Origin of the sequence: Mycobacterium sp. 852002-51057_SCH5723018 (assembly GCF_001667035.1) — a bacterium.
Lineage (GTDB): Bacteria > Actinomycetota > Actinomycetes > Mycobacteriales > Mycobacteriaceae > Mycobacterium.
The window spans coordinates 66,219-92,319 of the sequence record NZ_LZIR01000123.1; the positions used below are offsets into that span (position 1 = coordinate 66,219).

The window sequence follows — 26,101 nt, forward strand, 5'->3', positions numbered from 1 at the left end:
TCCGTGCGGCGCCCGCCTTCTCAGCGCGCTCCGGCGCCGTCGAGCGGATTGATCCGGTTGACGATCAGCGGATCCGCCTTGGTGAACGGGAAGTTCGGCAGGTCGTCGACGTGGGTGTCGAACGTGGCCGCGAGCACCTGGCGCGAGTAGGCACTGACCGACGTGCGATAGCCGATGTCAGCGGGAGTGGGCTGGTCGAAGAAGATGCAGAAGTGCATCTCCGGCGCGTCGAAGACCTCGATGTGGTGCGGGTAGGCGCGCGGGATGAAATAGACGTCGCCTTGCCGCAGGTACCAGGTGTCCAGGGTGCCGTCCGGGTCCATCACGGTCATGCGCGCGGCGCCCTTGTTGACGTAGCCCATCTCGGCGGTGATCGGGTGCCAGTGCGGTTCGCGCATGCCGTCTTCACGGATGCGCAGCGAGTACATCGACAAGTCCTTGAGCGCGGGCCAGTACTGGACGCGCGCGGTCCGGGCGGAGCCGACGGCGCTGCTGACGGGTGGCGTCATCGCGTCGACCGAGAACTTGTGCGGGTCGTCGAAGTAGGCGGTCCCCGGGACGTTGGGATCTCCGTCGCGGGCGGCCAGCGCGCGGTCAGTGGTGCTGCGGCGCAGTGCCGTGAAGTCCGAGGCCGGCAGGTCGTAGGTGTTGCCCAGCACCGCGTCGGTCATCGCACCGAAGGCCGCGCCCAGCCCAAAGTCCTCGGGCCGTTCGCTGCGGAAGGTGATGATGAATTCGCACTCGTCGGTGCCGATGTTCTCGATGTGGTGCAGCGAGCCGGAGTCGATGTGGAACATGTCGCCCGCGCGCACCACGAACGACGCGAACCGGCTGCCGGTGTCGAGCACCGACACCAGCGCGGTGCCCGCAACGCAGTAGGTCAACTCGTTGGCGTTGGCGTGCCAGTGCGGGGTTCGCATCGCGCCCGGGTTGATCAGCAGCCGCTTGATCGACAGGCCCTTCAGAATCGGGAAGGTGTCGGCCGTCAGGCGGGTGATGGAGCCGAGGTCGGACTCTTCGACGATTTCACCAGCCGTTAACGATGCGACGTGCTTGCTTGTCTGCGTGAGCATTTCGTCCCTCCTTGGTGGATGTGTCAACGTCTGACTCAACGATGCGGGTGAGGGACACACGCCGTCCAACACCGATTTTGAATGTGATGATCACCGTCGTTTATTGAGCCGTCATCGCGCGAGCGTAACGCCGTGGCGGGCTTTCTTCGGGTTCGTCGCCGCGGCGTTACACCCGCGGCGGTAAACCGGCCGAACTTAGCCCGTTACTATTGGCATTACGGTATTTGATACGATTGCGGCGTTGCACCGCCCGCATCCCACCTCCGCTGCCGACCGCAGCCACAACAGCACGAGGTTGAAAACATGGCAACACCCGTGATCGTCGGAGCCGCCCGGACGGCGATCGGCCGCTCCTTCAAGGGCACGCTCGTGAACACGCCGCCCGAGGTGCTGATCACCACCCTGCTTCCCGAGGTGGTGCGCAGGTCCGGCGTCGACCCGTCCGCCATCGACGACATCATCTTCGCCGAATCACATTACGGCGGCGGCGATTTGGCGCGGTATGCGGCGGCCGCGACGGGCCTCGAGGACATTCCCGGCCAGTCGGTGAACCGGCACTGCGCGGGCAGCCTCACCGCCATCGGCAACGCCGCGGCCCAGATCGGCTCCGGGATGGAGCGGGTCCTGATCGCCGGCGGCGTGCAGTCGCTGTCGATGACCCCGCTGATGAACCAGCGGATTCCGGGCCCCGAGCTGAAGTTCGAGGAGCGGTGGATGCCGCCGACCCATGTCGAGGCGCCGGACGCCCCAACGAAGGACATGTCGATCACGGTCGGCTGGAACACCGCGCAGGCGGTCGGCATCACTCGCGAGGAGATGGACGCCTGGGCGGCCCGGTCGCACCAGCGCGCCATCGCCGCCATCGACGCGGGCAAGTTCGTCGACGAGATCGTTCCGCTCAAGATCACCCAATCCGACGGCTCGGTGACCGAGTTCTCGGTCGACGAGCACCCCCGGCGTGACACCACCGTCGAGAAACTCGCCGCGCTCAAGGTGCTGCACCCCGAGATCGAGGGATTTTCGATCACGGCGGGCAATAGCAGCGGCACCAACGACGCCGCGGCGGCCGTCGCGCTCGTCGACCGCGACTACGCCATCGCCGAAAAGCTCAACGTGATGGGAACTGTCAAGGCGTGGGCCGCGGTCGGTGTGGCGCCACGCGACACCGGCCTGGGTGCCGTCAAGGTGATCGGCAAGGTGCTGCAGCGCGCGGGGCTCTCGGTCGACGATGTGGCGCTGTGGGAGATCAACGAGGCGTTCGCCTCAGTGCCCATCGCGGCGTGCCGGGAGTACGGCATCGATGAGGAGAAGGTGAACTTTTCCGGTAGCGGCTGCAGCCTGGGCCACCCCATCGCGGCCTCGGGCGCGCGCATGGTCACCACGCTGGCCTACGAGCTGGCCCGCCGCGGCGGCGGGATCGGCGTGGCGGCGATGTGCGCGGGCGGCGGCCAGGGCGGCGCCGTCGTCATCGAGGTCTGAGCAAGCGCTAATTGCAGAACGTGTAGCCGACGAATTGCGCGTCGCGGGCGTTGGCACCCGAGTAGTTGACGTAGTGCACCGCGGGCAGCCCGTTGTATTGACTGGTCATCTTCTGCGCGGTGGGTGGCGGGACGGCCTTGGGGAAGGCCAGGATCATGTCGGCAAAGATCTTCAGGCCCGGCTGGCAGATGGCGTCGGGCCGCGGCGGTTGAGCGTTCCATGCATGCACGACGACCGGGTCGCTGAGTTGGTAGCCCGCCGCGCAATTCGGATCGCAGATCTTGAAGACGGCGGTGCCGGTCCCGTCGGCACCCTGGGGCCCCCATGAGGTCCACGACATGTCTTGCAGCGCAACAGCCACGCTGGCGCAGCCCAAAATGTTGAGCTTCTTCGGCCGCTCGACCGGTGGGACCGACGGGTTGTAGCAGCCGGGGATGGCGAAGCTCTCCGGCGGCGGGGGCGGTTGGCTGGCGGTCGGCGGCGCCGCGGCGTCACCGCCCTGGATCAGCTTCACCGCAGCGAAGGTAAGCGCCCCGACCAGCACCACGGCCAAGACGACGACGAGCACGGTGAGGCGCCCCCGAGGAATGCGCCGCAACCGACCTGACAAAGGAACGTTAAGGTTGCCGCTCACTTGCTACAGATTCCCAGCCCGCGGGCAAAATGTCACGCCGGGGCGGTTCGGCCCTAAAGGCCGTGGCAAGGTAAATTTGGTCAACGCTACCAACATATTAAGGATTGTGATGGTCTGTGGAGTCACCGATGGATGACCACGCTCTGGCCGCGCGGCTGGCCACCGAGGCGGGACGGCTCCTGCTCGGAGTGCGGGAGGAGTTCGCCGGCGCCGACGCCAGCGAGCGGAAAGCGGCGGGGGACAAGCGATCCCACGACTTCCTGATGGAGGCTCTCACCAGTGAGCGGCCCGGCGACGCGGTGCTGTCCGAGGAGGGGGCCGACGACCCGGCGCGATTGCGCTCGGAGCGGGTCTGGATCGTCGATCCGCTTGACGGGACCCGCGAATTCTCCGAACTCGGGCGGGACGACTGGGCGGTGCACGTCGCGCTGTGGCAGGCCGGTGAGCTGGTCGCCGGCGCGGTGGCGCTGCCGGCACAGGGAGTCACCGTGGCGACCCCCTACGTCGCGGCACCGCCGGTCGCGCCCGACAAGCCGCGCATCGTCGTCTCCCGCACCCGGCCGCCCGCCATCGCGCTAACGGTTCGCGACGCGCTGGACGGCGTGCTCGTCGAGATGGGTTCTGCCGGAGCCAAAGTGGCGTCGATCGTACAAGGCCTGGCCGACGTGTACGTCCACGCCGGCGGCCAGTTCGAATGGGATTCGGCCGCCCCCGTCGCGGTGGCGCGGGCCGCCGGATTGCACACCTCGCGCATCGACGGTTCCGCGTTGGCTTACAACCAACCCGACCCGAAGCTGCCGGACCTCGTGGTCTGCCGTCCCGAACTCGCGTCGGCGGTACTTGCCGTGACCGGCTGAGGTTGCCGTTGGGCCGCCGCTACCTTTGAGACATGCTGATCAGTTCCCCGTGCGATGGCTTTCGGCTGGCCTACGAGCGTCACGGCGCAGGCGGGCAATCGGTGCTACTGCTGCATGGCTGGCCTGGCGACCACACAGACTTCCGCCACGTTATTCCATTGCTGGGCAAGGATTTCGACTTGGTGGCGCCCGACCTACGCGGGTTCGGGCGCTCCGACAAGCACCGTGTCGACAACGCCGCGGAATACGGCGCGTCGGCCCAGGCGCGCAGCATTGTCTCGCTCATCGACCAGCTCGGCCTGCGGCGACCTGTCGTGGCCGGCTATGACATTGGAAGTCGCATAGCCCAGACGTTGGCCAGGGACCATCCGCGGCTCGTCAAGCACCTTGTCCTGTCGCCTCCGCTGCCCGGAGTCGGAAACCGCGTGCTCGACGACAGCGCGCAAAAACAGTTCTGGTACCAAGCGTTTCACCAGCTGTCACTGGCCGACGAGCTGATCGACGGAAAACCCGACGCCGTCCGCAGCTACCTGCGCCATTTCTGGGCGCAGTGGTCCGGCCCAACGTTCGCCATCACCGATGCTGACCTTGATCATCTGGTCGACGTGTACTCGCCGCCCGGTGCGTTCACCGCCTCCATCGGCTGGTATCGGGCCGGTGCCGGGACGGTGGCAACCTCCCTGGCCGAACGGCCGCCGCGGCGCGATCAGCGGATCAGTGTGCCGGCGTCTGTGCTGTGGCCAGACCACGATCCGTTGTTTCCCCGCGAGTGGTCGGACCGGCTCGACGAGTTCTTCGCCGACGTCCGCCTGACCGCCGTCGATGGCGTCGGGCACTTCATGCCCGTCGAAGGTTCTGACGAATTCGCCAGAGTCATACGTCTGGCGGCGGATCGTTAGGCGCGCTGCGGGTTGCAGTCACTGTTGTCGTCGGCGCCGGCGGCCCTTGGTTTCTTCGGTCCATTCCCGCTCGACGCGCCCAATCTCGAGCGAGAGCAGCATCAAAGTTTGGTTTTCACAATGGACTTCGTGTGCGGTGCGGAATTTCGCCGCTTCGCCCGTGGTCGGCAGATACGGCCGCAAGCCCTCAAACCACTCGTCGCCGACGACGTTGGGCGGATCGTCATTGCGGGGTCCGCAAGCCCAGTGCCGGTAGGCGTCCCGTGCCTCTGCCAGGCCGCTTCGCCAGCGTTGGATCGTTTCACAGCGCTGCGAGTGCAGGTGCATCTTCATCTGATGCTTGTTGTGGCTGTTTCCCACCATTCCCGGGATCAGATGGTCGGCGGCGGACCTCGCTACGCCCGCGATGCCCATGGCCGAGGCGCCCACGACCGTGCCCACGAGGCCCATCGTCATCATGTCCATGGGCTGATCGTTGCATCCCGAGGTGGCGACGACCAAGGGATCCTGCGTTCGGGCCGATCCGGCGACGTCCGGGGTGTGCGCTATAGTGAACGACTGCGTATCCTAAAGTCGGTCGTGGCGACAGAGTCGGACCACTGAGTGGCTAACCACGAGGAGCAGCGATGTTGCGAATCGACACCCATCACCACGCGATCCCGCCGTTCTACCGAGATCTGTTGCGTGCAGCCAAGATCGACGATGCCGCTGGTCGCGCCCTACCCGAGTGGAGCGCGGAGGGTTCGCTGCACACGATGTCCGAGCTCGGCGTCGCGACCGCCATACTGTCGGTGTCCACGCCCGGCACCGCGTTCCTGCCGAACGTGCCCGATGCCGCCGCGCTGGCCCGCGACATCAACGACTATTTGGCGGCAACAGTCGCCGCTCAGCCCGATCGGTTCGGATTTTTCGCCACCCTTCCCATGCCGCACCTCGAGGAATCCGCCGCCGAGGCCGCGAGGTCCCTCGACAAGCTCCGCGCCGACGGTGTCGTCCTGCTGGCGAACGCGGCGGGCGTGTACCTGGGGCAGGACGGCCAGGACGAGCTGTTTGGTGCGCTGGACGCGCGTTCGGCGGTGGTCTTCATCCATCCCGCCGAACTGCCCGGCCCCGCCGTGGACGGCGTCCCACCCTTCGCGACCGACTTCCTGCTCGACACCACCAGAGCGGCGTATCTGCTTGTTCGCAACGGGATTTGCCGTAAGTATCCGAGCATCAAGTTCATCCTCAGCCACGCGGGCGGCTTTGTGCCCTACGCGTCGCACCGGCTGGCGCTCGCCATCATGGGCGACACCGGACGCAGCCTCGCGGACATCTTGGACGACTTCGCCGGCTTCTACTTCGACACCGCGTTGTCCTCGAGCGCCGCGGCGCTTCCGAGCCTGCTCGCCTTCGCCAAGCCCGGACACGTCGCCTTCGGCTCGGACTGGCCCTTCGCCCCGCTCGCGGCCGGCAAGCTCTTCGCCGCGGGCCTGGAGACCTACCCGGGGCTGGACGTGGCAACACGAGTGGCCGTCGACCGCGCCAATGCCCTCGCGCTGTTCCCGCGGCTAGGGGCTGCACCGCCACCGGACGCCGGGTCGCCGCTGGATCAGATGCGACATGCGGCCAGCAGGGCAGTGATGCGCGGCGTCGCACGGTTGATCAACAGTAGGTAAAGCGGTCAGCGCAGGGCCTGCTGCCAGGAGAGAACGCGTTCGGCCAGTTCGGGTCCGGCGTCCTCCTGGATGAAGTGGCTGGCGTTGATGCGGGCATGGGGCTGGCCGGCCGCCCCGGGGACGTGTTTGATCAGGGGACGGTCCGCTTGCCCGAGGATGGGGTCGCGGGCGCCGAAGATCGCCAGGAACGGCTTCTCCCAGCTGCCCAGGGCCTTCCAAGCGGCCCTGTTGGCCGCGACCGCCGGATCGGCGGGCGAGGTCGGGACCAGCTGGGGGAATGCGCGGGCTCCGGCCTGATAGGTCTTGTTCGGGTAGGGCGCGTCGTAGCCGGCCCGCACCTTGGGCGACACCCGGCGGACGGTGCCGACGGCGACGATGCGACCGCAGGGCAGCACGGGGGAGTAGCGCGCGAACGCTCGCCAGATATGGAATGCCGGGGGCGTGGGCCGCTCGGCCGTGGGGAGGAAACCGTTGGCCACCACCAGTCGCGCGATGCGGTCACCCTGCTCGGCGGCGATGCGCAAGCCGATGAGCGAGCCCCAGTCCTGCACGAACAGCGTCACTTCCTTCAGGTTGAGACGCTCGAACCACGACGTCACCCACTCGACGTGCCGCTGGTAGGTGTAATCCTTGATCCGGCTGGGCTTGTCGGAGCGCCCGAAGCCGATCAGGTCGGGCGCCAGCACCCGGTTCCCGGCGTCGGCCAGCGGCGGAATCATCGTGCGGTACAGATAGCTCCAGGTGGGCTCGCCGTGCAGCAGCACAATCGGTGTGCCCTCGATCGGACCCTCGTCGAGGAAGTGCATGCGCAGCGGCGGGGTATCGCTTGCCGCCACGTCAACGTAGTTCGCTACGAACGGATAGCCCTCCAGGTTTTCGAATCGGGAGACTGGGGTTCGCAGCACATCCATCTCGGCTCCTCCGGCGGGTGGGCACCCCTGCAAGCCTCTCGCGGAGTGACAACTTCGTCTAGGGGCAGATTCGTTGAGGCAGAGCCCGGCAAACTACTAGACTGCGCACATCATGGCCATCAGGTGCGCGGTTCTGCTCATCGCCGACATCGGCGGATACACGCATTACATGCACTGGAACCGCACGCACCTGGCCCACGCGCAGCAGACGGTGGCCGGGTTGCTGGAATCGGTGATCGATGCTGGCAAAGGATTGAAGCTGGCGAAGTTGGAGGGCGACGCGGCGTTCTTCTGGGCACCGGACGGGAACGCCAAAGTGCTGGTCTGCGAGAGGCTGTCGCGGATGCGCCAGTCGTTCCTGGCGCGGCGCGAGCGGTTCAAAGCCGACATCGCCTGCGAATGCGCGAGCTGTTCGCAGCTGGACAATCTGTCGCTGAAGTTCGTCATTCACGAGGGCGAGGTGGCGGAGCAGCGGGTCAAGCGCCACGTCGAACTGGCCGGCGTCGACGTCATCCTGGTGCACCGGATGCTGAAGAACTCGGTACCGGTCGTCGAATACGTGCTGATGACCGATCCCGTCGCGGCATGCCTCGACGAGGTCGTGCGGTGCCAGTGCAAGCCGCTGATCCACCATTTCGAGGGCATCGGTGACACGTCGACCCACTACATCGACCTCGCCACTTCCGAGGTGCCGTCTCCGCCGACGCCGGAGCGCAGGTTCCTTCGCAGGCTGGGCGCGACGGCGAGACTCGAGGTCAGCACGCTGCCCTTCGTGCTGGGTATCAAGAAACCCGCCGCCGGCTTCCGGAACCTGGACCGCGGCACCGAAGAAATCCCCACCTAACCGAAAAGCGTTGTTTTCGGGGAAAATTCGCTACCGAGCCTGCGTGAGGGCTCGGCCCATCCGCGAGAGGGCCTCGGCGAGAATCTGTCGCGAGGTGGCGAAGTTCAGCCGGATGTGGCCGGCCCCTCCGGTTCCGAAGACGTGTCCGGAGCTCAGCGCCACGCGGGCATGGTCGAGAAACCAGCGGGCGGGGCCCGACAGGTCGGCCACCACCGCCAGCCCATCGGCGGCCTCTTCGTCGAAACCCAGCTGTCGACAATCCAGCCACGCCAGGTAAGTGCCCTGTGGCGCTTGATATTTCACTCCGGGAAGGTGCTCGGTCACCAGATCGCCCAGCAGCGTTCGGTTTTCGTCGAGGCCCTGCAGCAGCGTGTCGAGCCAGTCGGCACCGCTGCGGAACGCCTCGGCGTGCGCGATGACGCCCAGGTGGCTCGGGCCGTGGCTGACCTCCTCCGGTAACCGGCGCAGGTCCGCGGCCGCCTCCGGACCGGCGATGGCCAGGGCCGCCTTCAGCCCGGAAAGGTTCCAGGCCTTAGACGCGGACGTCAAAGCCAGCGCGTTCTCGGCACCGGGGACGGTCAGATACGGGACGAACCGCGACCCGGACAAGACCACCGGCGCGTGGATTTCGTCCGAGACCACCCGGACACCGAACCGCCGGGCAAGGTCGGCCACCGCGCGCAGTTCGTCGGCGGTGTGCACCGAGCCGGTCGGGTTGTGCGGATTGCACAACAAATACGCGACCCTGCCTCCGGCGGCGCGGGCGCGCCCGAACGCTTCCTCCAAGGCGTCCAGGTCAATTCGGCCGTCCGGACCGAGCGGCGCCTCGACGACCCGGCGCCCGTCGTGCGACACGAACGCGTAGAACGGGGCGTAGACGGGTGAGTTGACGATGACGGCGTCACCGCGATCGGTGACCAGCCGGAGCATCTCGACGACGCCGAGCATGACGTCGGGGACGACGGCGGTGCGGCTGACGTCCAGGTCGTGCCATTGCCAACGGCGAGAAGCGAATTCGCTGACCGCTTCGGCAAATGCAGTGCCGCACGGGTATCCGGTGTCGCCGATGTCGATGGCCCTGCGCAGGGCGTCGGCCACCGTCGGGGCCAGGTTGACGTCCATCTCGGCGACCCACAACGGCAACACATCGCCGGGGTGTGCGCGCCACTTCATGCTGGTGCGTTGACGCAGTTGTTCCAGCGTGAGTTCCTCGAGGGGATTAAGCGTCACCCGGCCAGATTGTAGGCCAGATCAAACGAATGCATGCCTGGGGATTGTCAAGGGCAGGTCCACCGAGCTCAGCAGCCCCGGTTCTGCCACAACGACATACGGTACGGCGTTGACGACGCGCATCGCGGTCGCGACCATCGCGCCCGCTCCCGACGTCATGCCCACGACACCGGCCTTGCGGGGATCCTTCAGCGTCGCCGCCACGGTGCAGTCGATGTCGGGGTCGCCGGTGATGACAATCCGGTAGGACAGATCGCCTATCCCGGTCGGCCAATCCGGGGCGACGTCGTGCGCGAGCCGGGTGACGTGCTCGATCACGATGGCTTCGCGGCCGTCGACCACGCCGGTCGCCCGCATGCGCAGCGCGCCGCACGTGCCGGCCTCGACGGTGCCCATCGCGACCTCCAGTGTGCGGTTGGTGATCGCGCGCTCGAAATGTTCGCGGACTTCCTGGACCTCGACACCGAGCGCGTCGGCGATCAACCGGATCTGCCCTTGCCATTCGCCGGCGATCGCGCCCGGATAGCCGATCCAGGGCTGGTAATCGAGCGGCCGGCCGAAGCCCAACGCGTCGCTCATGATGTCGGGAACGCCGTAGTCGTCGTACAGGCCGATCTCGAACGAGTGAATCTTCTCGATCGACGACGACTGAGTCGACAGCACCAAGGGTAGGTAGTCGGCGGCGAAGCCCGGCTCGATTCCCGACGCGTACAGCGACGCCCGGCCCTGCTTGGCCGCGGCGACCAGTTGGTCGCGCCACTCGGCGGGCTCGTAGGCGTGCGGGTTGACCAATCGCGTGGTGCTGGTGGTGACGACGTTGATCCCCGCTTCGAGCAGCTTGACGTAGTCCGGGATGGCCAGCGCGTCGCGTTCCGGGCCGCTGGCCGCATAGATCACGCAGTCGGGTTTGAGGGCGATCAGCGCGTCCGCATCGTTGGTGGCGGGCAGGCCGATCGGCTCGCCGTTGGCGAGTTCCCCGGCGTCCTTGCCGACCTTCTCTTGCGCATGCACCCACACGCCGACCAGGTCCAGACTGGGGCGCCGGTGAACGGTGCGGATGGCGATCGATCCGATGCCACCCGTCGCCCATACCACCACGCGGTGAGCCGTCATCTTGTTCCTCCTCAGTTGCGTGCGCATCAGGATCACAATGAAAGCCGAAGCGGCCGTTGCCGTTACGTCACCCGCGGGCGGCTGGCTACTACCCAATGTCGATGTGCAAGCTACAGCCGTGACTTCGCACGGTCAAGGTTTAAGAAAGCATGCACTATCTTACCGAACAAATTTTAGGTTAGTCTGCAGCTGTGCGGGCCAGCGTCGTCGCCCAGAAGCGGACATTTTCACCCAACTCCGGTGGCGATGCGGGCGGGCGCTGATGTTCACCCTTAGGTTCGACATGAGGGCTCCGGGCTGGGCTGGGCCGGCCGCCGGCCTCTACGCCGCGGCGATCGACATGTGCGCGTGGGCGGAAACCAGAGGCGCGCTCCTCGCCGTCCTTTCCGAGCATCACGGCACCGACGACGGCCATCTGCCCGCGCCGCTGATCTTGGCGTCGGCGATCGCCGCCAGAACGCGCAATTTGGCGATACTGCTGGCCGCGGTGCCCATTCCGTTCTGGGATCCCGTCCGGCTCGCCGAGGAGATGAGCGTGCTGGACCTGATCAGCAGGGGGCGGGTCTCCTACGCGTTCGGAGTCGGCCACCGACGTGAGGAATACGCCCACTTCGGCATCGACATGGGCAGACGCGGCCGGGTGGCCGACGAGATCCTGGCCGTGCTCGGCCCGCTGCTGCGCGGCGAGCCCGTCGAATGCCGCGGGCGCACGGTCCGCGTGACACCGCCGTGCGGATCGCCCGCCGGGCCGATGATGCTGATTGCCGGCGGGAGTAAGGCTGCCGCCCGACGCGCCGGCGCGTTCGGTCTTGGGTTCGTCTCCCAGACCGACCTGCCGGGCCTGAAGGAGTTCTACGAAGAACAGTGCCGCGCTCACGGACACGAGCCCGGTATGATCCAGTTTCCCGCCCGCGGCGCTCCGACAGCGGTTTTCGTCGCCGATGATGTCGACGACGCGTGGGATGTGTTGGGGCCGTATCTGTTGCACGACGCGGTGATGGCGGCGTCCTACCGTCCGCGCGACGATCTGAAGAGCCCAGTGGCCAGTATCACCCGTGCGGACAGCGTGGCGACACTGCGCGCCGAGGGCGGCCCGTACCGCATTTTCACCTGCGACGAGGCGACCGAGTACATACGCGGCGGGCGACCCCTGCCACTGCACCCGTTGTGCGTGCCACCGGATGTGGCGTGGCCATACCTCGAACGTGCCGCAGCGGCGGCTCGGGCCCAGGAGTAAGGAGAGCGCTTATGCGTGTTGTCGTGTGGTCCACCGGGGGAGTCGGGGCGAACGCGATCGATGCCATCAGCCGTCGTCCGGACCTGGAACTCGTTGGGGTGTGGGTGCATTCGCCCGACAAGGCCGGCAAGGACGCCGGCGAGTTGGCCGGCATCGAGGCGTTGGGGTTGGCGGCCACCCACGATGCCGACGCTCTCATCGCGTTGAGCCCCGACGCCGTGGTGTATGCCGCGAGCGGGCCCGAGCGTGACGGCGCCGCCGTGCCGGACTACCTGCGGCTCCTGGAGGCGGGCATCAACGTCGTGTCGACGTCGTCCACGAGTCTTGTGTATCCGCCGTCCTATTTCGCCCCGGAGTGGCGCGATCAGATGCAGGCGGCGGCGCAGTCCGGCGGCGCGTCGTTCTACGCGTCGGGCATCTTTCCCGGGTTCGCCTCCGATCAGCTGCCGCTGCTGATGACGACGCAGTCGAACAAGATTCGCACCATCACGGCCAGTGAGGTGGCGCTCAACGACCACTACCCGGTGGCCGACGTGATGGTGGACGGGATGGGGTTCGGCCGCCCCCTGGATTTCGAACCGATGCTCTCCACACCAGGCTTCATCGAAATGGCTTGGAAGGCACCGATCTACCTGATGGCCAGCGGGCTCGGCGTCGAGGTGGACGAGGTGGGTGGCTCCTTCGACCGGGAGCTGACCGACCGGGACATCGAGGTGGCCTTTGGCACCGTCAAGGCCGGCACCTGCGGCGCGGTGCGCACCAGGGCCGTGGGGGTGGTCGACGGTCGCGAGGCGATCGCGATCGAGCACGTCATCCGGATGGCCCGCGACGTCGCGCCGAACTGGCCGACCTCGGAGTTCGACGCGACCTACCGGGTCGACATCGAAGGCGATCCCGACATTCACTGCGTGATGACGCTGGGGGAGGCCGAGGGCCGCGGCGCCGGCCGCGCCGCCATCGCCGCCACGGCCATGCGGGTGGTCAACGCGATTCCGTACGTGGTCGACGCGCCTCCGGGCCTGCTCAGCTCGCTGGATATCCCGACGACTTTGCCGCGGCACGTATTCGACTAAACGTTGACGAGGATCTTGGGGGCCCGTACCGTACGTGGACAAATATTAGGTTGTCTAGGAGCTGGGTGTGTTCACGCTGCGCTTCGACATGCGTGCCCCCTCATGGGGGGCGCCGCGCAGTGCGCTGTACGGCGCGGTGCCCGAGATGTGCGCGTGGGCAGAGGATCACGGTGGCGTCGCCGCGGTGTTCTGTGAGCACCACGGGTCCGAGGACGGCTACCTGCCGTCCCCGTTTTTGCTGGCGTCGGCCGTGGCCGCGCGCACGCATCGCCTGGCGCTGAGCCTGATCCTGATCCTTCCGTTCTACGAGGCCGTACGGCTCGCCGAGGACATGGCGGTCCTCGACATCATCAGCGGTGGACGGGCGTCATACATCCTGGCCCTGGGGTATCGGCCCGAGGAGTTCGACCACTTCGGCGTGACGCTCAAGGATCGTGGTCGGCTCGCCGACGAAAAGCTGCCGCTGCTGCGCCGGCTGCTCGCCGGGGAGTCGGTCGTTACGGACGGACGGCGAATCACGGTGACACCGCGGCCCCAGACGGTGGGTGGGCCGATGCTCACCTGGGGCGGCGGAACCGTCGCGGCCGCCCGCCGGGCCGGCCGGTACGGCCTGGGCCTGCTGGCGAATGCGAATGTTCCCGGAATGCGGGAGGCCTACGAGGCCGCCTGCCGCGAGCACGGCCACCAGCCGGGGCCGGTCATGCTTCCCGACCGTGACCACCCGTCGGTCGTCTTCGTCGCCGACGACGTCGAGCGGGCGTGGTCGGAGCTCGGCGAGCACCTGCTCCACGACGCGCGAACCTACGCCGAGTGGAACCCCGGCAACAAGACGTCGGCGGGGTTCTCGCACGTGGAAACCGTCGCCGAGCTGCGGGCGGCGGCGGCCTCGCACGTGATCATCTCTGTCCCGGAAGCGATTTCGCGGGTTCGGTCCGGCCAGATACTCAACCTGGCGCCGCTGTGCGGTGGTTTGCCGCCCGAGATCGCATGGCCCTATCTCAAGCGCGTGGGCGACGTCGTGTTGCCCGAGGCCCTGTCGGATAGAAAGACACGACTATGACCGGAGCAAGCACGGCCGAGATTTACTACGACCCGTTCGATTTCCAGATCGACGACGATCCGTACCCGATCTGGAAGAGGCTGCGCGACGAGGCCCCGCTGTATTACAACGACAAGTACAACTTCTACGCGCTGAGCCGTTATGACGACGTCTCGCGCGAGCTGATGAACTTCGACAGTTACCGGTCGGGCCGGGGCACCACGATGGACATCATCATGAGCGACATCGAGCTGCCGCCCGGCGTCATCCTCTTCGAGGATCCGCCGGTCCATGACCTGCATCGACGTTTGCTTTCAAAGGTGTTCACGCCGCGGCGGATGGAGGCGATCGAGCCGCTGACGCGGGCGTTCTGCGTGCGGTCGCTCGACCCTTTGGTCGGCTCAGGAAGGTTCGACTTCGTCGAGAACCTCGGCGCGATGGTCCCGATGCGCACGATTGGGTATCTGCTGGGCATCCCCGAAGACGATCAGGAAGCGATCCGCGACAAGGGCGGCCGTCAGCTGAACCTGCAAGAGGGAACGTTCCGGCCCGTCCCGAAAGACTTTCTGGAGCACAGCCACGAATTATTTTCGGACTACGTCGACTGGCGAGTTGACCATCCCTCGGATGACCTGATGACGCAACTGCTCAACGCCGAGGTCGAAGATGGGGAAGGGACCCGGCGGCTGACGCGGTCCGAGGTGCTGCTCTACACCAGCATGATCGCCGGTGCGGGCAACGAAACCACCACGCGTCTGATCGGTTTCATCGGGCAACTGCTGGCCGAGCACCCGGATCAGCGTCGGCAGATCGTGGCCGACCCGTCGCTGATTCCGAAGGCGATCGAGGAGGTGTTGCGGTACGAAGCGCCCTCGCCCGTGCAGGCGCGGTACGTCGCCCGCGACGTCGAAAGCCACGGCACCACGGTTCCCGAGGGCTCGATCATGTTGCTGCTCAACGGATCCGCCAACCGCGACGAACGCCGATACCCGGATGGCGAGAAATTCGACATCCATCGCGGCGACACCCATCTCAGCTTCGGCCATGGGCTGCACTTCTGCTTGGGCTCGGCCCTGGCGCGCATGCAGGCGCGCGTCGCGCTCGAGGAGGTCATCAAGCGCTGGCCAGACTGGGAAGTCGACTACGCCAACGCGATCAAAGCGCACACGTCGAGCGTGCGGGGCTGGTCGAAGCTGCCCGTCTTCACCGGCTAGCGGCCGAGCGTCGAGTTGTTGGGCGAAATCCGCCGTTCGCCCAACAACTCGACGCTCGACGCCTACGGGGGCTGGTTTGGTACGCCGGGGTACAGCTGTTCCGTGGGGCCGGCAGTTACCCAGCCGCCCAGTTTCGTGATGAGATGGGGCGCAAAGACCGCGCCGTAGAGCAGGTTTCCGATGACGATGACGGCGACGATCGACAGCGCCGACGATTGAAGGCGGCTCGACAACCTCTTCTCCGCCCACGCCTCGATGACATTCCGCTTTTCTGAATCTGTCCGTCCCAGGAGGTAGGTGAAGACCATCATCTGAATGCCCATGGCGAGAGAATCGTAAAGCGGGTATTGGTGTTTGGTCCCCTGGAAGATCGCGAGACCGGGAATCACATAGCCGTAGTAGAAGTTGCCGAACTGGGCTCCCGTAACGGCGTTGAACACGAAAGCCCAGCAAAACCCAACGGCGAGGCCGACCGTGAGGAGGGTAATTGGCCTGCGCCAACGGAACTCCGCAGTCAACCATTGTCCGAGGGCGGCTCCGATGAGGGCGGGGATCGCGAAGTAGGAGACGTAGCCGATGGGCACCGACGATGGCAGCCCACCCCATGTCATGTTAAGCGGCCACCAGGACGGCATGCGGGGCAGAGCAGGCGGGAACTGCGCGTACATCACCCAGTCGTAGGGTGCCTCGATCCACGAGAAAGAAATAGCCGAAATGCTGAGAAGCAGCAGGGGATGGACGCGTCGGCGACGATAGCTGAGATAAATCCCCATGACAAGGAACGTGATGCCGCTGACGTAGGCAAAGTACATAGCCCCTGCCATCTGGGGCGTCATCTCGGTCTTCACTGGGGGCCGTCTTCGCTGGGGGCGCGGCGCGCTTCGGGGTCGAAGCGCAGCACCAAGCCGAAGATCAGGGCGATCAGCCCGAACAGCGTGCCAAGCATGATGACTGCGCCCACGTCTGCACCCCTTCCCGTAACGGGTTCGACCTTCAAGATAGTGCATGCTATCTTAAAAGCCGTGGCCCAGCGACCCGCACCTACCGCGACGACGCGCCGGCCCCGTGGCGCGCCGCGCAAACTGCTGCTCGACGCCGCGCGAGATCTCTTCGCCCGCCAGGACTACCGCAGCACCACCACGCGCGAAATCGCCCAGGCCGCAGGGGTTACCGAGCATCTGCTGTTCCGCCACTTCGGCTCCAAGGCGGCGCTTTTCCGCGAGGCGCTCGTCCTACCGTTCACCAGCTTCGTCGACGAATTCGGCCGCACGTGGCAGTCGGTCGTCCCCGAGGAGACCACGGAGGAGGAGCTGGCCGGACATTTCGTCGGGCAGCTCTACGACGTGTTCGTCGAAAACCAGGGTCTCCTCCTGACGCTTATGGCATCGGAGGCCCTCAGCGAGGAGGAAAAGGCCGATGCCGGCATTGTCGACATACGGCGGGCACTCACGGTGCTCGGCCAGATCAGCGCCGAGGGCATGCACTTACGGGGGCTGCGGTCCGATCATCCAGACCTGCCGGCGCATTCGACGGTGGCGATGATCGCCGGCATGGCCGCGTTGCGGTCGGCCTACTTCGGAACCCGGCAGCCGTCGCGAAAGGTGATCGTCGAAGAGCTGGTCCAGGCGGGCCTGCACGGCTTCCTGCACCGAAACGAGTGAGGTAGTCAAATATTTGGCCCGGAAGGAACACGGTATGGCAGGCACTAGCGCGGTCGACTTGTACTACGACCCATACGACGTCGAGATCGACGACAACCCCTACCCCGTGTGGAAGCGGATGCGCGAAGAAGCGCCGCTGTACTACAACGAAAAGTACAACTTCTATGCGCTGAGTCGCTACGAGGACGTGGCGCGCGAACTGCCGAACTGGGAGACCTACCGATCCGGTCGGGGCACCACCGCCGACATCCTGTTCAACAACATCGAAGTGCCGCCGGGCATCCTGCTGTTCGAGGATCCCCCGCTGCACGATCTGCACCGCCGCCTGCTGTCCCGCGTCTTCACGCCCCGGCGCATGTTGGCCGTCGAGTCGCTGGTGCGTGACTTCTGCGTCCGGGAACTGGACCCGTTGATCGGGGCCGGCGGGTTCGATTTCATTGCAGATCTCGGTGCGATGATGCCGATGCGGACCATCGGTTACCTCTTGGGCATCCCCGAGAAGGATCAAGCGAGCATCCGAGATCGCAACGGAGCCTTCATCGAGATGGCCGAGGGGCGCAAGCCCGGCGAGGTCAACCCGAATCTGTTTCAGGACGCCATCGTCTTGTTCGCCGAGTACATCGAATGGCGAGCCAATCATCCATCCGATGACCTGATGACCGATCTGCTACGCGCGGAGATCGACGAACCCGACGGAAGCCGGCGCCTTCTGTCCCGCACCGAGGTGCTGGCCTACACCGCCATGATCGCCGGCGCGGGCAACGAAACCACCACCCGGCTCATCGGTTTCATGGGACAGCTGCTGTCGGATCACCCGGATCAACGCCGCGAACTCGTCGATGACCCCTCGTTGATCCCCGGCGCGGTCGAGGAAACGCTACGCTACGAGCCCCCGTCGCCGGTGCAGGGCCGCTACGTCGCCCACGACGCCGAGCACTACGGCCGCGTCGTACCGGAAGGATCGTTTATGTTGCTGCTGAACGGTTCTGCCAATCGAGACGAACTCCGATTCGTCGATCCGGACCGCTTCGACATCCACCGCGAAGGTGGCCATCTGAGCTTCGGTCAGGGCCTGCACTTCTGCCTGGGCTCGGCGCTGGCAAGGATGGAAGCTCGGGTGGCTTTCGAAGAGGTCCTCAAACGCTGGCCGGAGTGGGAAGTCGACTACGCCAACGCCGAGCGGGCGCACACCGCAAGCGTGCGTGGCTGGGCGCGGTTGCCGGTCCTCACGAATTGAAGGCAGGCCCTACGAGGCGCTTTCGTCCACCAACACGGCGCCGTCCGGCTGGTCCCCGAGCGTCTGAAGCGGGATGTTCCCACCCTGAGCCGTCAGGCGCACGATCTCGGCCAATTGCGCGGGGGCATCACACTGCAAGTAGTGATCGGCACCGGGCACCACCCAGTATCGGTTCCGGCCGGGCTTGCTCTTCAGATAGGTCTGCCACACGTAGTTGGGCACGCGCAGCGGTGAGACGTTGTCGTGCAGGCCCCATACCACCGTGGTGTTGACGTGGCTCTCGGAAAGCGCTTCCAGCCAACCTGTTTCGTCGGCCGCGCGCTCGTTGAGGTATTGGATCGTGTCCGGCAGCACGCGGATTCCGTTGTTGTGGGCGAAGCACCTTGCCAGCGCGGCGATCTCGGGGTCTTCGGCTGTTCGCCGAGGCATGAAGGTGCTCGCGCCCAGCCCGGCCGCCAGCAGCTCAGGCGTCGCCGCCGCCGCCGTGCTGCGCCCGGTCGCGGGGTCGAGCAGCGCCGTCTGGAACACGGTCAGGTTCGACAGCGGAAGGTAGATGTTGGCGTTCGTCACGATCAGGTCGACCGGGAGGGCCGGCGGGTCTTGGGTCGCCAGCATCTCCAGCGCGATCATCCCGACGCTGCTGCCGCGATCGTGGGTGAGCATCCGGTATTCGGTCAGCTTCCACACCTGAGTGATCGCGTAGACCAGCAGCCGCGCGTCGTCGTACAGCGAATAGACGTGGGGCGCCGGTGGTTTGTCCGACAACCCGTAGCCGGGGAAGTCCAGCACGAAGATGTCGAACTCGGAGCCCAATTCGCCGGCCAGGGCGAAATAGTCGATGCTCGACGTGGGGAAGCCGTGCACCAGCACCAGCGGCGGTGCCCCCGGCGTGCCACTGCGGCGACTGAATACCGTCAGTTCCCGACCGTCGTTGGCGGCGGTCGTCGACCGCCAGCGAATCTCGGTCCCGCCGTTTTGCCACTCGGCGAAGATGTCCAAGCTGTCAGCATACGCAGATCTCGGGGGTCAGTCGTTTATCCCTGAGCCGCGCGCGCTTCGATCGCGGCGGCCAGGGAGCGTTCGGCGCGCCGACGCGTGTCGCCGAGACCCACCATCAAGTTGATCGCCATCGGGACCATCACGTCTTGCATTCCCTGGGAGTCGATGAACCCGCCCATCGCCAGCAACACGAAACCGTGTGTGGCACTTAAGATTTGGGTGGCGGCGGGGGTCGGCTCCTGCGGCCGGATCCGCCCGGCTTCGATGACCCGCTCGACCGCACCGACGAGCACCGACAATGCGTCGACACCTTCGGCGAGATCCCACGGCGTGGCGGCCCCCTCCGGGAGCTTTTGGACTCCGCCAAGGTCGCTGAGGCCGAACAGCAACCGGTATAGCTGCGGGTTTTGCAACGCGAACTCGCCGTAGGCCAGCCCGCCGGCAATGAGGTCAGCCATCGGGTCGTCGGTATGGGGCACCGCGCGGGTGTGCTCGGCGAAGCGCGCGAGCCCTTCACGCATCGCCGCTTCGATCAGCTTGGGCATGCCCCCGAAGTGTGTGTATACCGCCATCGTGGACGCGCCGATCTCGCCCGCCAGTGTGCGCGCTTGGATCGCCGCCGGTCCGTCTCTCTCCAGCACGGCCAAGGCGGCGGCCACCAAGCGGTCCCGGGTGCTCAACGAGGTGTCGGCCGAAGTCATCATTGACATCATGCCATAACAGTGGTTATGTTCCTGACTAGGAATAACAACCGTTATGAAGGCGGGCCACCCCGCCGCGATCGCCCGGAGGACGGACATGGCCGCGAAAACCCCCGTATACCGACGGCTGATCGCCGGCGTCGGCGGCGCTTCGTTGATATCGGCGCTCTTTCTACCGTGGGCGGCCGTTCACGGCGTCAACCGCACCGGCTGGCAGTTCAACGCCGTGGCCGCGGCGCTGTTCCTGGTCGCCGGCGTGTTCGGGATCGCGACGGCGGTCACCGGCGGCCAATACGGTGTGGGTCGCCCCGATCTATCGCTCATCGCCGCAACCGACTTGCTTAACACCACCTCAATGCTGTTGCTCGCCTGGCTGATTCCGTTTGACTTTCCCGAATCCGCCACCCGTCAGCCCGGTGTCTTCGTCGCGTTGATCTCTGCAGCTGCAACCGCCTTCGCCGTCGCCGACTACCGCCCTTTGCGGGGAGCGCCCTGGTTTCCGGGAGTCCCAGCAGGACCGACGAACTCGGCATGAGGTGGTTTCACAAAGCGTGAGCACATCCCCAGCGACCGGAGTAACGGACGGGGCCACAGTTCCAGTGAAAGACACAGTGCGGCAGCCAGATTGGAGACGCACTCAGGGACAGGTCACGTGGATCCCGAACGTCACCTGGTGGACATCGCCTTGATTGGGCGACACCCCCTGGCCGGTCCCGGTCACGGTATAGCTCTTGCCGTCCTTGGTCGCTTGGACCTGCGTCGCGGACTGGGGCGCCTGATAGGGGAGTTGGTACTGACCGGACCCCGTCGTAAGTGAAATCGCAAAGCCGTCGACGCTCGGCGGCTTTTCGTCCGACAGCGCCAGCGAAATCGACGCCGCGTCGTCGTGAACGGTGATGCGGGTCGTCAGGTCCCCGGACTCGGCCGGCGTCGCGCTCGGTTGCGCGGCCGAGTTATTGCAGTCGACCGCCGTCATCATCGTGTGCTTGGCGCCGTCCACCATGACCGTCGTGCTCGGGGGAGCCGCGCTCGAGCTCGGGGCAGAAGCTGGCTGACCACCCTTGCCGGAGCAGGCCGACAGACTCGCACCCACCAGGACCGCGCCGAGCCCGGCGGCAGCCAGAACGTGTCGCCGCCGCATTCGGTGGCGGCAGGGGGGATGGGTCATCGCACTTCCTTCGCTAGGCGTCACGAGGACTATAGGACCCGCTTGTTTCCGGAAGTTCTCGCGTCTCTAGCGGCCCGCCAAACTGCAGCTCCAGCGATTCATGGCCAGGCCTCCCAACGGACCATGGTTCGTAACGGGCCCGCGAAGATCGGCCGTACCGCGCCGGACCTCCAACGCTCCTCGACCCGGGGCGCCAGGGAGTCGGCGGTGGCGAGCGGGTCGTCGTCGAGGTAAACCACGGTGATGTATTGGTGGTCGGTCAGCCACCCGGCGGGCAGATGACTCCATCCGGTACTGGAACCGAAAGTCCATGCGCCGGCCGTGCCGGGCATGGCGAGCAGTGCCGGATAGTGTTCGGCATGCAGCCATCGCAGCCACTCGTTCGGGCGGCCGTCGGCGGCTTCTTCGACGATCAGCAGGACCCCGCGATGCGGTCGAAACGGAACCACTTCGGCGGAAATCAGTGCGCGCGGAGACGCGTGCCACTGCAGCAGGCGCAGGCCGGACACTTGCAGCGACGGACGGGTGATCGGGAAGCGGCCGTTCTCCCGCAGCGCGCGGCCGAGCGCGACGAAGTCGTCGAAGGTTTCCTCCACGGGGTCACTGACCAGGTAGTGCACCGCGTTGCCGACCTCTGCCAGCGGCCCGTCGGCCGCGAGGCGGTGATTGGGGTAGTCGCCGTCGGCGATCCAGCGCAGGCCGTGCACGATGCCCGGCAATTGATATTGCTCCGGCATGTGATCCAGCAGGTGCCACCGCAGGTAACTGCCGTCGTCGTCGGCCGGTGCTGGACCGGTGAGGCTGAAAAACCCTGCCTTGACACGCATTACGTCTTCATCCCCTGCTCGTCGGCGCTGCGTTGCACCCAGTTACGCCACAGTTCGGCGTCGAAGCCACCGGCCTCGAGCGCAACGGCCTTGGTGAACGCCCGAAGCGACGCCTTGATGGCGACTTTGCCGTCGAGCTTTCCCGTCATTGCGGGAAGTTTACGATCGCGAGCAGGACGGGCAATTGGTTCGTCCGCGGTTGTGATGCCGGCAGCCGCTCGGGACCGAAAAATGTTCCGCTGAGGTAATTGTCGGCGTTCCACATCGATGCCGCGGCGACCTGGCCCTGATAGCCGAAGCTGTCGATCACATAGGGGACCGCGTCGGCCTCGAGGATCGAGGGGCCGTTCATGAGCTGGAAATGTAGGTGAGAGGCGTTGGCGTTGCCGGTGTTGCCCAACCGGGCGATCTGCTGGCCCTTCGTGACCTTGTCACCGGGCTTCACCAGCAGGGAGCCCTTGATGAAGTGCGCGTACATGGCATACACGCCGCCGCCGAGATCCATGATGACGTGGTTGCCGTCGATGTTCTCCACCGTCAGTTTTGCGGCGAGGACCGGGTCTGACGCGGGCAGGATGCCTGGAGCGTTGGCGTCCACGTCGTCCAGCGTTGACGTCACGGTGCCATCAGCGACCGCGTACACCGGGGATCCGTAGTCGACGTAGCTCTCGTTCTTGTCCTTGTCGCCGGTGTAGAACTCGCCCTGGTCGTTGGTGCGCTTCCAGTCGATCGCGAAGCGCTGGCTGTTGTTGAGCTTCATGTTGACGGCAAGGATGGCGTCGCGGTGTGCCCATCCCGGATCGCAGCAACCGTTGATCGCGACCCAGTTGTTGCCGCGCAGTGGCGGACCGATCACTCGGGGCGTGCCCGCGGAGATGTCGAAAGGAAAACCCAGGGCGTCAAACGGGGTCGGATCTGTTGCCCCGGGGCTCTTTACACCCATGCCGTGCAGACGCAGCATCACCGCTTTCGGGAATTGCGCCAAGGTGTCGAGAGCGAAATCGAGCAGTAGCGTCCGCGCTCCTTGTGGCGGGATGGAGTTGTCGGGGGAGGGCGCTTGGGTCAGTTGTCGCAGCCGGTTGCAGTTGCCGTAGTTGCAAGCGGGGTCCGCCAATTGCTTGGCAGAGAAGGAAGCGATCGCCTCCGTCGGGGCATGCGCGTCGACGACGTCGACGGCGTCGAGGGTGGCGGGCAGGGCGGTGGCGTTGGTGACCTGCACGTCGAAGGCCAGGTGGAATTTGTTGTCGCTGCCGGGGAAGGGGAAGGTCGGCTGGCTGATCGGCTGGACGGTCAATGGGGTGAACGCATCGGGTACCGACACCCCCGAAAGCGCCCCGTTGGCGGCCGACGTCGGGGTCGACGTCGCCCCACCGGGGCTCGTTGACGGGTTCGAGGCACACGCGGCGACGCTGACCGCTAGCGCGATGACCGCTAAGGCTTTCCGTCCGTGGCTCCGCAGTCGCCCCGGTTCCGCCATCGGTGCACCTCCATATGTGATCAACATGAGGGCGCCGTTTCTGACGGGAGCTCGGCGCCGTACGGCGCCATCAGCTTATGGGGTGTGCCCAGTACAGCGATTGCATAACGACATGAAATCGCTAACCAAAAACAACGATAACGAACATCCGCCCGCGGCACCGATGGGCGAAAATCGAGAAGCCATCACATTAGCCACGTCCAAAGGCAGCGAGTTCCGGCATTCATGACCGACACAAGACCGGGGGAACGGTGCTCAAGCCCTTTCGCGTCGCCGTCGTCGTGGTCGCCACTGCGCTGTCGGTGGGAGCGGGCGTGGCCGCCGCCGAACCCGCAGACGTGCCGGACGTGACGACCGGTGCGTGCGAACAGCGCACGCTGGTGCTGTCCGCCTTCCCGGCAGAGGCCGACGCGGTGCTGTCCCACACCACTCTCGACCGACGCCCGGTGGTGAGGGCCGACCGGAAGCACTTCTACCTCGGCACGATCAGCGGCAAAAAAGTGATCGTGGCGATGACCGGCATCGGCCTGGTGAACGCGACCCAGACTGCCCAGACCGCGTTCGCCCGCTTCACCTGCGCCTCCTCGGTTTCCGTTGGCGCGGTGGTGTTCTCGGGAGTCGCCGGAGGAGGGGCGCGGCTCAACATCGGGGATGTGGCCGTACCGGACCGATGGACCCTGGACCGCGGCGCCACGTTTCATCCCGTCGACCCGGGCATGCTGGCCGCCGCGCAGGCCGTCAATGTCGACCTGGAAAGCGTGAATTACCTCGGCAATCCGATCTGCCTGTGCAAGAACGCCCCCCGCATCAGGCTGATCGACCTGAAGCGCCAGCCGCGTCTGCTGGTCGGCGGCGACGGATCCAGCTCCGACAACAACAACGGCCAGGCGTTTCCCTGCATCCCGAACGGCGGCGACGTTTTCGGATGCCAGCCGTGCAGCGCGCCCGATCGGTCACTTTTGTACACGGGCAACTTTTTTCAGGCCGCGGGGCCCTGGCTGCAGAACGCTCTGATCAGCAACCTGAACATCCCGTCGACGTCGAACCCGGCCTTTGACGCGACGGACAACGAGACAGCCGCGGTGCAGGCGGTCGCCGACGCGCACGGGGTTCCGTTCCTGGGCATCCGCGGCGTTTCGGACGGGGCCGGGGATCCGCTTGGCCTGCCGGGGTTTCCGTTCGAGTTCTTCTTCTACAAGCAGATCGCGGCGGAAAACGCCGCGCGAGTGACCGCGGCGTTCCTGCAGAGCTGGGCCGGCGTCTGAGCTTTCGCGGCTATTCGGCGCCGCGGGCGACGGCGCGGCCGGGATCCGAACACCACTCCGACCACGACCCCGGGTATAGCGCCGCCTCTCGGCCGGTCGCGGCCAGCGCGGCGATCGTGATGGCGGCGGTGACACCGGAACCGCAATAGACACCCACGTTGTCACCGCGATCGATGCCGTGGTCGGACAACAATCGGCTGATCGCCTCCGAGCCGATGAAGGTGCCGTCGGGCGCCAGCACGGTGCCGCTGGGGAGGTTCTTCGCGCCGGGAATGTGACCTGGGACCGGGTCGAGAGGCTCGACGTCGCCGCGAAACCGTTCCGGCGCGCGGGCATCTAGCAGCGCCACGACGCCCGTCTCCTCGGCCGTCAAGGTAGGTCGACTGCCGGCATACAGATCGTCCTGCGGCACAGTCACATTCCCGGGTTGTGGTTGCACCGGGCCGGTCGCGAGGGCCCGTCCGGACGACCGCCACGCCGACAGGCCGCCGTCGAGGATGCGCACCCGGTCCAGCCCGGCCGCGGTCAGTACCCACCACGCTCGGGCCGAACCGGCACGGTTCCAGTCGTCGTAGACCACCACCAAATCGCCCGCCCTGACACCCCATTGGCGTGCGGCGGCCTGCAGGGCGCGCCCCGACGGCAACGGGTGACGGCCACGGTTGGCTACTGTGTGATCGCTGAGCTCGTCCTCGAGGGACACATACACCGCGCCCGGTAGGTGACCCTCCAGGTAGGCGGGGCGCCCGTCGGGCTCGTCGAGCCGCCAGCGCACATCCAGGATCGTCAGCGGATCCCCGGCCTCGATGACGGCGGCCAGCTCGGTGGCCGTGATGAGCACCCGTTCGCGTGTGTCCACCGCTGAAACCTCCTTGCCGTTTCGAGCGAGCCTAGCCGCGCGACGAGGGGTGAACGCCATCGGAACCGAAGGTGAACTGTGGGTTGAGTGCTTGCCGTTCTCTAACGAGCTCGGGGCTACGATCGCAATTAAATTCGAGCGGAACTGAAAATGAACGGGGGGTTGAAGTTTGGTCTTCGAGAGCCGTGCCGCGCACGTGGTGTTGACCACCAGCCACTCGCACGGGAGGATTTAACACATCGGGGTCTTCCGATGTGGTTCTTTAGACCCTCGTGTTGATCCGAGGTCATAGAAGAAGCTGCGAAAGTGACGGGCGAAATGAAAAAGAAGATTTGCGGGTGCGCGTTCGGCGCGCTGCTGGCGGCCATGCTGGTGCCCGGAGGCGTCGCGCGCGCCGACGACGCGGACTTCACCAGCTACCTGCAGTCGCACGGCATCAGCATCGGCTCCACGGCCCAGGAGGTGAACATGGCGCGCGTGATGTGCCAGGACCTCGAGGCGGGCTACACGCAGAAAGACGAGATCGACCAGCTGACGGGATCGCACAAGCTGACCCAGGCGCAGGCCGAGACGTTCATCGGCGCGGCCACAGCGGAATACTGCCCGGGCAAGCACAGTCCCACCAAGCCCAGCGGCAGCTAACGCC

Annotated in this window: 28 protein-coding genes; 14 read left to right on the plus strand and 14 right to left on the minus strand. The window is 66.2% G+C overall.

Annotated elements, in window-relative coordinates:
• Window positions 1-20: 20 nt before the first annotated feature.
• Window positions 21-1,073: a cupin domain-containing protein gene (locus tag A5764_RS24775; RefSeq protein ID WP_067118690.1), complete on the minus strand. Its 1,053-nt coding sequence runs from the start codon at window positions 1,071-1,073 to the stop codon at window positions 21-23.
• Window positions 1,074-1,376: 303 nt separating this feature from the next.
• Between A5764_RS24775 and A5764_RS24780 the strand changes: the two genes are divergently transcribed.
• A complete protein-coding gene (locus tag A5764_RS24780; RefSeq protein ID WP_067118693.1) occupies window positions 1,377-2,552 on the plus strand; it encodes a thiolase family protein in 1,176 nt (391 codons plus the stop codon).
• 7 nt (window positions 2,553-2,559) lie between these two features.
• On the opposite strand, the gene A5764_RS24785 is transcribed toward A5764_RS24780, so the two are convergent.
• Complete coding sequence (locus tag A5764_RS24785; protein WP_197501726.1) at window positions 2,560-3,162, minus strand: hypothetical protein; 603 nt, start codon at window positions 3,160-3,162, stop codon at window positions 2,560-2,562.
• A gap of 152 nt (window positions 3,163-3,314) precedes the next feature.
• Here A5764_RS24785 and A5764_RS24790 point away from each other — a divergent pair, with 152 nt between their 5' ends.
• Together A5764_RS24790 and A5764_RS24795 are read left to right on the plus strand one after the other, a co-directional pair.
• Window positions 3,315-4,043 carry a 3'(2'),5'-bisphosphate nucleotidase CysQ gene (locus A5764_RS24790; RefSeq protein ID WP_067118699.1) on the plus strand — a complete coding sequence of 243 codons (729 nt, stop codon included), beginning with the start codon at window positions 3,315-3,317 and terminating at the stop codon, window positions 4,041-4,043.
• A 32-nt stretch (window positions 4,044-4,075) separates the two neighbouring features.
• The gene (locus A5764_RS24795) at window positions 4,076-4,942 is read left to right on the plus strand and encodes an alpha/beta fold hydrolase (protein WP_067118702.1); all 867 of its coding nucleotides are present in this window, start codon (window positions 4,076-4,078) and stop codon (window positions 4,940-4,942) included.
• 18 nt (window positions 4,943-4,960) lie between these two features.
• Here A5764_RS24795 and A5764_RS24800 read toward each other — a convergent pair whose 3' ends face one another.
• On the minus strand, window positions 4,961-5,407 hold the full coding sequence (locus A5764_RS24800; protein ID WP_067118956.1) for a hypothetical protein: 447 nt from the start codon (window positions 5,405-5,407) through the stop codon (window positions 4,961-4,963).
• 161 nt (window positions 5,408-5,568) lie between these two features.
• Between A5764_RS24800 and A5764_RS24805 the strand changes: the two genes are divergently transcribed.
• The gene (locus A5764_RS24805) at window positions 5,569-6,600 is read left to right on the plus strand and encodes an amidohydrolase family protein (RefSeq protein ID WP_067118705.1); all 1,032 of its coding nucleotides are present in this window, start codon (window positions 5,569-5,571) and stop codon (window positions 6,598-6,600) included.
• Between the two features lie 5 nt (window positions 6,601-6,605).
• Here the strand turns inward: A5764_RS24805 and A5764_RS24810 are convergent, their stop codons facing one another.
• Window positions 6,606-7,511 (minus strand): haloalkane dehalogenase, encoded by a 906-nt coding sequence (locus A5764_RS24810; RefSeq protein ID WP_067118708.1) that lies wholly within the window; start codon window positions 7,509-7,511, stop codon window positions 6,606-6,608.
• 112 nt (window positions 7,512-7,623) lie between these two features.
• Between A5764_RS24810 and A5764_RS24815 the strand changes: the two genes are divergently transcribed.
• Window positions 7,624-8,355, plus strand: coding sequence for a DUF2652 domain-containing protein (locus tag A5764_RS24815; protein WP_067118710.1), 732 nt, complete (start codon window positions 7,624-7,626; stop codon window positions 8,353-8,355).
• Between the two features lie 30 nt (window positions 8,356-8,385).
• On the opposite strand, the gene A5764_RS24820 is transcribed toward A5764_RS24815, so the two are convergent.
• Window positions 8,386-9,585 (minus strand): MalY/PatB family protein, encoded by a 1,200-nt coding sequence (locus A5764_RS24820; RefSeq protein WP_067118713.1) that lies wholly within the window; start codon window positions 9,583-9,585, stop codon window positions 8,386-8,388.
• 21 nt (window positions 9,586-9,606) lie between these two features.
• The gene (locus tag A5764_RS24825; RefSeq protein ID WP_067118960.1) at window positions 9,607-10,698 is read right to left on the minus strand and encodes a dihydrodipicolinate reductase; all 1,092 of its coding nucleotides are present in this window, start codon (window positions 10,696-10,698) and stop codon (window positions 9,607-9,609) included.
• A 262-nt stretch (window positions 10,699-10,960) separates the two neighbouring features.
• Between A5764_RS24825 and A5764_RS24830 the strand changes: the two genes are divergently transcribed.
• The 4 genes from A5764_RS24830 (at window position 10,961) to A5764_RS24845 (ending at window position 15,261) form a co-directional block, all read left to right on the plus strand.
• On the plus strand, window positions 10,961-11,935 hold the full coding sequence (locus A5764_RS24830) for an LLM class flavin-dependent oxidoreductase (protein WP_067118716.1): 975 nt from the start codon (window positions 10,961-10,963) through the stop codon (window positions 11,933-11,935).
• 11 nt (window positions 11,936-11,946) lie between these two features.
• The gene (locus tag A5764_RS24835; RefSeq protein WP_067118719.1) at window positions 11,947-13,008 is read left to right on the plus strand and encodes a dihydrodipicolinate reductase; all 1,062 of its coding nucleotides are present in this window, start codon (window positions 11,947-11,949) and stop codon (window positions 13,006-13,008) included.
• A gap of 67 nt (window positions 13,009-13,075) precedes the next feature.
• Window positions 13,076-14,068, plus strand: coding sequence for an LLM class flavin-dependent oxidoreductase (locus A5764_RS24840; protein WP_067118722.1), 993 nt, complete (start codon window positions 13,076-13,078; stop codon window positions 14,066-14,068).
• The gene (locus A5764_RS24845; RefSeq protein ID WP_067118726.1) at window positions 14,065-15,261 is read left to right on the plus strand and encodes a cytochrome P450; all 1,197 of its coding nucleotides are present in this window, start codon (window positions 14,065-14,067) and stop codon (window positions 15,259-15,261) included. The genes A5764_RS24840 and A5764_RS24845 overlap by 4 nt, the downstream gene beginning before the upstream one ends.
• Window positions 15,262-15,323: 62 nt before the next feature.
• On the opposite strand, the gene A5764_RS24850 is transcribed toward A5764_RS24845, so the two are convergent.
• Window positions 15,324-16,109 (minus strand): spirocyclase AveC family protein, encoded by a 786-nt coding sequence (locus tag A5764_RS24850; protein WP_156664859.1) that lies wholly within the window; start codon window positions 16,107-16,109, stop codon window positions 15,324-15,326.
• A gap of 174 nt (window positions 16,110-16,283) precedes the next feature.
• Between A5764_RS24850 and A5764_RS24855 the strand changes: the two genes are divergently transcribed.
• Window positions 16,284-16,922: a TetR/AcrR family transcriptional regulator gene (locus tag A5764_RS24855; RefSeq protein ID WP_067118729.1), complete on the plus strand. Its 639-nt coding sequence runs from the start codon at window positions 16,284-16,286 to the stop codon at window positions 16,920-16,922.
• 34 nt (window positions 16,923-16,956) lie between these two features.
• Window positions 16,957-18,159 carry a cytochrome P450 gene (locus tag A5764_RS24860; RefSeq protein ID WP_067118732.1) on the plus strand — a complete coding sequence of 401 codons (1,203 nt, stop codon included), beginning with the start codon at window positions 16,957-16,959 and terminating at the stop codon, window positions 18,157-18,159.
• A 9-nt stretch (window positions 18,160-18,168) separates the two neighbouring features.
• Here the strand turns inward: A5764_RS24860 and A5764_RS24865 are convergent, their stop codons facing one another.
• Together A5764_RS24865 and A5764_RS24870 are read right to left on the minus strand one after the other, a co-directional pair.
• Window positions 18,169-19,158, minus strand: a complete 990-nt coding sequence (locus A5764_RS24865) for an alpha/beta fold hydrolase (protein WP_067118735.1) — start codon at window positions 19,156-19,158, stop codon at window positions 18,169-18,171.
• A gap of 35 nt (window positions 19,159-19,193) precedes the next feature.
• A complete protein-coding gene (locus A5764_RS24870) occupies window positions 19,194-19,859 on the minus strand; it encodes a TetR/AcrR family transcriptional regulator (RefSeq protein WP_067118966.1) in 666 nt (221 codons plus the stop codon).
• Between the two features lie 97 nt (window positions 19,860-19,956).
• Between A5764_RS24870 and A5764_RS24875 the strand changes: the two genes are divergently transcribed.
• A complete protein-coding gene (locus A5764_RS24875) occupies window positions 19,957-20,394 on the plus strand; it encodes a hypothetical protein (RefSeq protein WP_156664860.1) in 438 nt (145 codons plus the stop codon).
• A gap of 102 nt (window positions 20,395-20,496) precedes the next feature.
• On the opposite strand, the gene A5764_RS24880 is transcribed toward A5764_RS24875, so the two are convergent.
• The 4 genes from A5764_RS24880 to A5764_RS24890 all read right to left on the minus strand — a co-directional run bounded on the left by A5764_RS24880 (window position 20,497) and on the right by A5764_RS24890 (window position 23,331).
• On the minus strand, window positions 20,497-21,027 hold the full coding sequence (locus A5764_RS24880; RefSeq protein ID WP_067118742.1) for a lipoprotein LpqH: 531 nt from the start codon (window positions 21,025-21,027) through the stop codon (window positions 20,497-20,499).
• 98 nt (window positions 21,028-21,125) lie between these two features.
• On the minus strand, window positions 21,126-21,854 hold the full coding sequence (locus A5764_RS24885; protein ID WP_067118745.1) for a hypothetical protein: 729 nt from the start codon (window positions 21,852-21,854) through the stop codon (window positions 21,126-21,128).
• Window positions 21,854-22,003: a hypothetical protein gene (locus A5764_RS28595; RefSeq protein WP_231989814.1), complete on the minus strand. Its 150-nt coding sequence runs from the start codon at window positions 22,001-22,003 to the stop codon at window positions 21,854-21,856. The genes A5764_RS24885 and A5764_RS28595 overlap by 1 nt, the downstream gene beginning before the upstream one ends.
• Window positions 22,000-23,331, minus strand: a complete 1,332-nt coding sequence (locus tag A5764_RS24890; RefSeq protein ID WP_067118749.1) for a M23 family metallopeptidase — start codon at window positions 23,329-23,331, stop codon at window positions 22,000-22,002. The genes A5764_RS28595 and A5764_RS24890 overlap by 4 nt, the downstream gene beginning before the upstream one ends.
• Window positions 23,332-23,582: 251 nt before the next feature.
• On the opposite strand from A5764_RS24890, the gene A5764_RS24895 reads away from it, so the two are divergent.
• Entirely contained in the window at window positions 23,583-24,596 is a 1,014-nt protein-coding gene (locus A5764_RS24895; RefSeq protein WP_082951894.1) for a 5'-methylthioadenosine/S-adenosylhomocysteine nucleosidase, read from the plus strand.
• Between the two features lie 10 nt (window positions 24,597-24,606).
• Here A5764_RS24895 and A5764_RS24905 read toward each other — a convergent pair whose 3' ends face one another.
• Window positions 24,607-25,455, minus strand: coding sequence for a sulfurtransferase (locus A5764_RS24905; protein WP_156664861.1), 849 nt, complete (start codon window positions 25,453-25,455; stop codon window positions 24,607-24,609).
• Window positions 25,456-25,761: 306 nt separating this feature from the next.
• Here A5764_RS24905 and A5764_RS24910 point away from each other — a divergent pair, with 306 nt between their 5' ends.
• Window positions 25,762-26,097 (plus strand): DUF732 domain-containing protein, encoded by a 336-nt coding sequence (locus tag A5764_RS24910; RefSeq protein WP_067118752.1) that lies wholly within the window; start codon window positions 25,762-25,764, stop codon window positions 26,095-26,097.
• The last annotated feature ends 4 nt before the right edge of the window (window positions 26,098-26,101 follow it).